Origin of the sequence: Streptomyces sp. NPDC050625 (assembly GCF_040654755.1) — a bacterium.
GTDB lineage: Bacteria > Actinomycetota > Actinomycetes > Streptomycetales > Streptomycetaceae > Streptomyces.
This window is the reverse complement of record NZ_JBFAIQ010000085.1, coordinates 1-7,558: the sequence shown is the minus strand read 5'-3', so window position 1 is coordinate 7,558 and position 7,558 is coordinate 1. Positions and strand designations below refer to the sequence as shown.

Genomic DNA, 7,558 nt, shown 5'->3' with positions numbered 1-7,558 from the left:
CCAACTCGCCGCCGCGCTGGCGAACGACACACCACCGAATCCATCTGACCTGACGGAGTGGCAGGACGCTGTGCGCATCGCCGCCGAGCACGCACAGACAGAGGTCTTCGCCCGGATCGCCGAGAGCACCGGCCGCCCGCTGCTCGAACTCGCCCAGGCGGTACGGGCCTGGAGTTACGGCGGCACAGCCGCACTCGCGGTCCTGGAGGACCCCTGGACCCCGGACCCATCCGTACTCACCCGCGCCCGAGCCTGCCTCGCCGAGGACTGGGCGGACGGACGGCCTCCCCCGCTGCGCGCGTGGCGCAACCGCTTCACCGTCATCGGCCGCGACCGCCAACTGCGCTACGGCCGCGACGGCCGCTGGTATCCGTACGGGAAGGAAAACGGCGCCTGGTGGCCTATCGGTCAACCCGACCCTGACCCCGCCACGGCCCTCGCAGCACTGCTCGCGCTCCAAGATCGCCGCTCGTGAACATAACGTCACCTCAAGGGGCTCCGATCTTCGTCATACTCCCCGACGCCCAGGAAGTCCGCGGACGGCTGCACGCCCGCCGACAGGTGAAGGACGGCTGGCTCTACCAGGTAGGAATCCTGGTGTGGCAGAACGGCACAAACGGCTTGGCCGAACCGGCCGAGCAGCGAGTCTGGGTGAGTCCCGCACACGCACGCCCGGTACCCGGTGTCTCCTACGGGCACGTCCCGACCCATCGTCTGTCCGGAACAGACACACCGTCCCAAGAACGCCCGCCCGCATGGACACTCCAATACCTGCCCCACCGCCCCGGACACCCGGGCGCCACACTCCTCCACGTCATCGGCTGCACCCCCAGCGACCGGACACTCACCCGGGAAGAGGCCCTTGCCGCGCTCCGTCAACCCCGCGCAACAGCCTGCATCGAGTGCGACGCGGCCCGATCCCTCACCCCCAAACAGCAGCAGACCGACCAGAACCGCCGCACCCAACAACAGCACGACGACGAATCCCGACACGACACGAACCCCAGCCAAACACTCCCATAACTGCCCAGCCCGAAAGAACGGCTCAACAAGGAACAGAGGAGGTTGGCGTCTTCGGCGACCCCACGTACGCCAAGAGCGCCTCTTCCGCACCCAGGATGCTGCTCAGGACCTGCTCTTCGACCTGTGAGCACACCGGCCGATCGCCCGTGAACCAGCCCAGAGATGCAGCCTGTGCGCACTACCGTGGAACCGCGCCGATGACGATAAGCAGCTGCTCTGCCTGCGGCGGGGAAACCTGGGTGAACACCGCCGACACCGAACGGTGGTTCTATGACTGCGGAGCCGAACGAATTCCTGAGAACGCTGTGCCCTGTGACGGCGACGGCCCCAAGGGCCGCGCGGCCCTGACATCGTGAGCTCGGGCCTTTACTGATCTGCTTCGCTGGTTGTGCGGGCAAGCCGCACCGGGGGGTAACGGGGGGCCGCGCTTGCGGGGGAGGCGAAGCCCCCTTGCCCCCTGGTGGCCTGCCCTCCACCGCCATCACGATGACCGTGCTCTCGACCGCTGGCTCCAGCAGTGACTGACACCCCGCTCCTACCAGGGAGCCGAGTCCGGGGGCGGGGCGGGGCCGCTTTGTCCGCGTGGGCGCGTACCGTGGACCGGCACCACGAACTCGCAGCAGGAATCACCATGCCGCCCTCTGAAGAACAGTCCGCTTCCACCGCCGCGCCGCTCGTGCAGCGTCGGCCGCAGCGGTCAACCGTCCGTCACGGCCAGGCATCTTGTGCCGACTACGGCTGTACCCGCACCGAATGCCGCCAGGCGGCACGCCGGGCCCGCCGCCAACGCAACCAGGACCGCCTTCGCGGTCTCCCTGCCCGCGTCCCGCCATATGCCGCCGCCCGGTGGGCTGTCCGACTGCGCGAGCAGGGCATGTCCGCGCAGGACATCGCCGACAGAGCTGGCCTGTCGGTGACCCTGGTCCGCCGCCTGCTCCGCATCCCAGAACAAGGCCAGATGGCCTGGGACATCGCTCGCACTACGGCCGACGCCATACTCGGTATCCCGCTCCCCGCCCGTCGCGAACCCAGCGCCCCGGGCCTGACCGACGCCGCTGAAGCGTCCCGGCTGCTGGCCGACTTGGCGCGTGCTGGATGGCCTGCTGCCGCACTCGCCCTGCGTCTGGGTGTCAACGCCCGCACTGTCGCCGAAGTCCGCGAGAAACGTCCCCGCCTCCATCTCGATCTGGCGCTGCGGATTCGCCGCCTGCACCGCGACCTGATCGGCCTCGATCCCGTCAGCCAAGGCATCCGCTCTGCCGACGCCGCCCGCGTCCGCGCTGCAGCTGCCCGACGCGCCGCCGGGGGCTGAGGAACATCCGTCGGCGCGGGCCCGCGCTGGCAGCCCAACCCTGGTCAGGCCGCCGATGCGAACAGTCCAAGCAGGCGTTCCTGCTACCGGGTCCAGACCTTGTGGGCGCGGCGGGTCCCGGAGATGTCTGAGGTGTGGGGCTGCTTCTGGTGTTGGTGAAGGAAGCGGCGGGTTTCGTGGGCGTCTGGGTGGGGGCGAACCGGCGCCGGGCGGGCGCGAGTTGACGTTGGTGTCGGATCTCCCTGTTTCGCTCAGAACAGCGCCAGGCCTTCACCGGTGGTGTCGGCGATGACTGGCCGGATGCGGGCGGGGAGGCCGTCCAGGCGGTCGGGTCCGGCCGCAGCGGCCACGGCAGGGGCGGTCTCGGCCAGCCAGGTGCCGAACCGCTTGGCGGCTTCGCGGTAGGGGACTTGCGCCAAGACACGGTGCTCGCCCGAAGGGCAGAAGTCGACGGCGACAGTGAGCAAGCAGGAACCGGGCGCGTTCTGACTGCCCGTCCAGGACACGCGCAGCACACCACAGGGTTTACGCGCGCGGGAGCTGCGGGCATCGCGGTGGGTCGGACGCAGCGATCGGCAGGCTATGTGGGCGGTCCATGCGGCGAGGTGCGGCAGTGGCAGGGTGGTCCGGGCGCGGCAGCCTGGGCAGCGGTGCCAGTGGCGGAGCCAGTCGGCGGTGTGGGTGTCAAAGAGGCGGGTGTAGCGGCTGGCCACGCGGATGTCGTTGCTGTACAGGTGGTCGGGTCGTTCTTGTGTGTTGCAGGAGTGGCAGACGGGGGCGCGGACGTAGCCATGCTCGTGGCAGTGGTCGAGTACGGCGGCGGGTGCGGTGCGGCAGATGGCGCACGTCCAGCCGGCCACCTTGCGGGAGGTGCCGGGTTTCCTGCTGAGTGCCGAGTACAGGTGGCCTTGAAGTTCCCCGTTGTACGGGCGCAGCGGGGCGGCCCCGCAGTCGGGGCTTGTCGTCTGCCGGCCGTCGGCGGCTCGGGCCTGCAAGGGCGGCTCGGTGACGGCCGTGCTTCCCTGGCGGGTCCGCGCGGCTTGCAGCCACTGCGTTTCGGCGTACGCGGCCGCATCCAGCAGCCTGACCACGGCGCGCGGCAGCAACCATGTCCGCGCCGTCCGGCCGCGAGTCTGCTCCACAAGTATCCGCCGCCAGTCGATCCCCGCCAGATGGGACGCCCGGCCGCCTTCACGTCGTTCTGCCCGCTCCGGCTCGCCCAGCTCCTGCAGTTCCCCGGTGATGCGCCGGCGCCAGCGCAGCAGCGTTGTCTCGTTGCACTCCTTCTTCGGCGCGCCACCAAACGGACCGATGCGGACCAGGTCCTGGCAGTCCACCTCAACCGCGTTCAGTTCCGCTGCCGCCCGGCGCACCTCAATCTCCGCAACACTCCACTGGCCGCCGCTCGCCTTCACCGTCACCACCACACGACCGCCGAGCAGGACGTACCCCACCCGGGCATCGGCAGGAGAACAGGTGAACACCGCAGAAACCGTCGGCACAGCACTACCGGTCGTCAAGCCGGCCCAGAGAGCATCCGCAGCGCCTAAAGAGATCAAGCCGCCCGTGCGACCCGGGATGACACGCTCAGACATACCAACAGGCTAACGGCCCGCACCGACATGCTGATAAGGGCGGCCGTTCTGGGCACGACTTGCTGGTATCGGGCGGTCAGGAACACAAAGTGGACAACCGATGTGCCGGTCTCAGGACCATCAGCGGTGCGGAACATCCGCCTGCACACCATCAGTCCGGGCTGTCGCTACCCAGCCGCACCGCGGGGCAGCCGGTTCACCCCGCCCTTATCCCAAGGTTGAGCCGGTGCGGGGGACAACTTCCGCGCAAACCGGCGCATCGCCGAACGCGCAGCTGTCCTGCCGGTTCGTCATCCCCTCGGACGACCTCTGGCCCGCTGCCCTGGCCGACCTCGGGCCCGACTGCCCCCCTCACCGTAGACATCCGCGCCGACGGCAACGCCCTCCTGCTCGCCGAGCAGGGGGCCGTCGTGTGCCCAGCCCTCGCGCGAGCGCTCGCCGCCCTGCGGTAACCAGCCCAACCGCCCTCCCGTGTCCGGCCGATCGGCCGGACACGGACCCGGAAAGGGGTGATGGACGCCATGCCTCGCACCACGTACACCCCGTCGCTGCCCGGCCTCAGCACCACCGACGACCTTGACACCATCATCAACTGGGGGCCTCGCAATCGACTCCACCGCCTACATCGCCGAGATGCTCACCGACCCCACCGCCCACGGCATCGACCCGGACCGCATCGCCGTCCTCTACATAGCCATCGGCAGCGAGTGGCCCGAAACCCGGCTCCTGGTCTATGTCGGTAAGCACGGCTATCAGAACCCGCGCGCGCGGCGCTTCTCGAGTTCAGCGCGCTGAAGCGCCGCCGTCGCCAAGATCGTTTATGAGCCCCTACTCGAAGCCTGACAGCCGTCATACTTGACAGCACTTGGGGCTGTTCCGGTAGCCCCTCCAGGCGGCCTGCCCTTGGCCAAGGGGCGTAGGAGACGGAGGAAATGTCGCCAGTGCCGAGGCTGGGCGCTGTCACGGCCAAGAGCAGGGGGTCAGCTCCGGAGGTGCTTGATCATGACTGCGTATACCGGCGAGTCGGCGAAGGGCTGTTGTTCGCCAGCCTTGATGTAACCCCACGACTCGTAGAGCGCCTGCACCCTGGGATGTGTCACGTCGACCAGGAGTACAGCGAGGTCTTCGATACGCTCCTTCAGCAGGGCTTCGTGGAGGCGTTCGGAGAAGCCCTGCTTACGCCAGCGCGGGCGCACCATCACCTCGGAGACAGCGTAGGTGGAGGTGTAGCCGTTGTTCGGCTGGTATCCGGTGGAGCGCCACCATTCGCGGCCAGGGGCGAGTGGTGCGCCGTAGGCGAAGCCGACCGGTTCGTCGGCGTCGTACGCCACCACGCAGGAGAAGCCTTCCATGCCTGACCAGTGGTCGACGAACCAGGCGAAGCGCTGGTGGAAGGGGTCGTCCATCTGGTCTGCGTAGGCGTCGGCGTGTACGTCGATGAGCATCTGCCGGAAGCCTTCAGGGAGGTTTCCGTGCTGGAAGTGATGCGGGTCGGTCACGCTCGGCTCCAATCGGTTCGCATGCGGTCTGCCCAGTCTCGTGCGTAGGAGGCGGAGGGGGCCATGACGAACAGGCCCCGGTGGAAGTCGCCCATGAGCGTGCGCATACGGCCGGGCAGGGGGTCGCCATCCATGATCGTGAAGACCTCGGTGGCTGTGGCCGTGGCCTGTTCGGCCTCTCCCTGGTGGAGCTGTGCAAGGGCGAGCTGGGCGGTCGCGAGGGCCCTGTTGCGTCGGAAGGCGGTCGGGATCCTGGCCATAGCGCGATGGGCCATGGCTTCGGCGTGAGGGTGGCGCCCGCTGTTGAACTGGACGATCGCGGCGAGGTGGTCGAGTTCGGCCTGCCCGTAGAAGGCGGTCCAGCGCGGACGCTCGCGGTCGGCCACCCTGGTGAAGGTGTCTTGGGCTGATCCCAAAGAGCGCAGGCCCGCCCGGCCGTCGCCGAGGGCCGCGTATGCAAGAGCGACGCGGACCCGGCCCAGCGAATCGAAGAATGGGTCTCGGCGGGCCGCCGAGGAGGCTTGCCCGGCCTGGGCCGCCGCGAGCGCTTCGGGCCAGTTCTGCCGCTGGTAGGCGAGCATCGAGAGGTTGACCCACACCCGCATTTCGGTGGGGCCGTCCTGGGAGAGGCCGGCGTACGTCGCTGATTCGTTCAGGTAGCTCTGCGCCTGGTCGAGGTTACGTGCGTCGATGCAGGACCAGGCGGCGATGGTGGTGTACTCGGCGGCCAGTGCGTACAGGGCTCGGCGGACGCGTTCGCTGGCGTTGCGCTGCTGCAGTTCCAGCACCCTGTTGCGGCCCTGGGCAGCGGCCTTTTCCAGTGCCGTGTGGCCGCCCTGGCGATCGTCGGCTTCGACAAGGGCGTTCATCCCGGCAGCGACCCGGGCCACATCCGACATGCCGACCGTCCGACGCTGGGCTGCCAAGGGACCGGCGGCGGCTGCGGTCACGGTGGCTGAGGTGAGGAAGGTGCGACGCCGCACGGGGTCCTCCTGCAGATGTTGCATGGTGCGTGGTGCGCTGAACCCTAAGTCCTCGACGGGGCAACCGAACACCCGCTCCAGGGCCGCGCATGTGCGTCCAATGGGGCGGCGGGAGGTGCCGTTCAGCAGGTTGCGGACTGTGCGGGAGGAGACGTCACCGGGCCTGCCGGTGATCTCTGCCAGCGCAGCGTTCATCCCACCAGCCAATTCTTCCTGGGTGAGCCCGAGTTCCTCCATCCGGCTCTTGAGGACGGCATTCGCTCCCATGGAACCGACCGTAGCGCTGCAGTCACTGGCCGAACCAGACCCCAGGTCACCGGAACGTAAAGTCTTCCGGTTCGCGGTAGACCGGCGAGACGCGACCTTTCCTGTTCGTCGTCGGCCAGGAGTCGTTGACTCGATATCAGCCGTTGAGCGGGCGAGGTCCCCTCTTTCTGCCCCTCGTCGGCACGGAGGAGAGCCCGCCCTGACACATCCCGTCGCGGGGCGGGGTTCCAGCCTCGGAGGGATGACCCCGTGACCATGACTGCCGCCAAACCAACAGCGACCGGTGTTTCGGGCTACACCGAGACGGTGCCGTGTGAGCCAGAGTCCGCGTGCCGCGCACGTCTGCTTGTCTCCGCGGCTCTGGACGCCTGGGGCATAGGCGAGTTGACCGAGGCCGGGACGCTGATCGTTTCGGAGCTGATCAGCAATGCCGTCAGCCACACGCGATGTCGCGTGGTCCGTGTGGTGATTCGACGCGAGACGGCACAAATGATTCGGATCGGGGTTGCCGACAAGTGCCGTGACACTCCGGAACCGGGCCGTCCTGAAGACGACTCCGAGGACGGCCGTGGTCTGTTCCTCGTAGAGTCGTTGAGCTGGCGATGGGGCTACGACCTGCATCGCTGGGGCAAGCTCGTCTGGGCAGAGCTGCGGGTGCCGGCCGCATGCTGATCTCGCGGATCTCCTTACGGCTCCTGCCTGCCGAGGAACTGGTCGACGATCCGTGCCCGGACGCATGCATAGAGCTGGCCTTCGGCCCGACGCATCCGTCTGACGAGGCCGCCCTAGTGTCCTGCGCCAGAGATCCGTCGGCAGAAGCGGGCGAGGGAGTCGAGGATCTCTTCGGCGGTCTTGGTCCAGATGAACGGCTTGGGGTCT

7 protein-coding genes and 1 pseudogene are annotated in these 7,558 nt (G+C 68.4%); 5 read left to right on the top strand and 3 right to left on the bottom strand.

Annotated elements, in window-relative coordinates; genetic code table 11:
- The 3 genes and pseudogenes from AB0I54_RS47665 to AB0I54_RS47655 all read left to right on the top strand — a co-directional run.
- Positions 1-475, top strand: a pseudogene (locus tag AB0I54_RS47665) (SWF or SNF family helicase); the annotation flags it as partial.
- On the top strand, positions 472-1,023 hold the full coding sequence (locus tag AB0I54_RS47660; protein ID WP_363302672.1) for a DUF6233 domain-containing protein: 552 nt from the start codon (positions 472-474) through the stop codon (positions 1,021-1,023). The pseudogene AB0I54_RS47665 and the gene AB0I54_RS47660, both read left to right, overlap by 4 nt.
- Before the next feature lie 874 nt (positions 1,024-1,897).
- A complete protein-coding gene (locus AB0I54_RS47655) occupies positions 1,898-2,335 on the top strand; it encodes a hypothetical protein (RefSeq protein WP_363302671.1) in 438 nt (145 codons plus the stop codon).
- A 251-nt stretch (positions 2,336-2,586) separates the two neighbouring features.
- Here the strand turns inward: AB0I54_RS47655 and AB0I54_RS47650 are convergent, their stop codons facing one another.
- Complete coding sequence (locus AB0I54_RS47650; protein WP_363302670.1) at positions 2,587-3,930, bottom strand: endonuclease domain-containing protein; 1,344 nt, start codon at positions 3,928-3,930, stop codon at positions 2,587-2,589.
- A 576-nt stretch (positions 3,931-4,506) separates the two neighbouring features.
- Between AB0I54_RS47650 and AB0I54_RS47645 the strand changes: the two genes are divergently transcribed.
- A complete protein-coding gene (locus AB0I54_RS47645) occupies positions 4,507-4,725 on the top strand; it encodes a hypothetical protein (protein ID WP_363302668.1) in 219 nt (72 codons plus the stop codon).
- Between the two features lie 185 nt (positions 4,726-4,910).
- Here AB0I54_RS47645 and AB0I54_RS47640 read toward each other — a convergent pair whose 3' ends face one another.
- A complete protein-coding gene (locus tag AB0I54_RS47640) occupies positions 4,911-5,441 on the bottom strand; it encodes a GNAT family N-acetyltransferase (RefSeq protein WP_363302667.1) in 531 nt (176 codons plus the stop codon).
- Complete coding sequence (locus AB0I54_RS47635) at positions 5,426-6,679, bottom strand: helix-turn-helix transcriptional regulator (RefSeq protein ID WP_363302665.1); 1,254 nt, start codon at positions 6,677-6,679, stop codon at positions 5,426-5,428. The genes AB0I54_RS47640 and AB0I54_RS47635 overlap by 16 nt, the downstream gene beginning before the upstream one ends.
- A 255-nt stretch (positions 6,680-6,934) precedes the next feature.
- On the opposite strand from AB0I54_RS47635, the gene AB0I54_RS47630 reads away from it, so the two are divergent.
- Positions 6,935-7,351, top strand: coding sequence for an ATP-binding protein (locus AB0I54_RS47630; RefSeq protein WP_363302673.1), 417 nt, complete (start codon positions 6,935-6,937; stop codon positions 7,349-7,351).
- Positions 7,352-7,558: the final 207 nt, after the last annotated feature.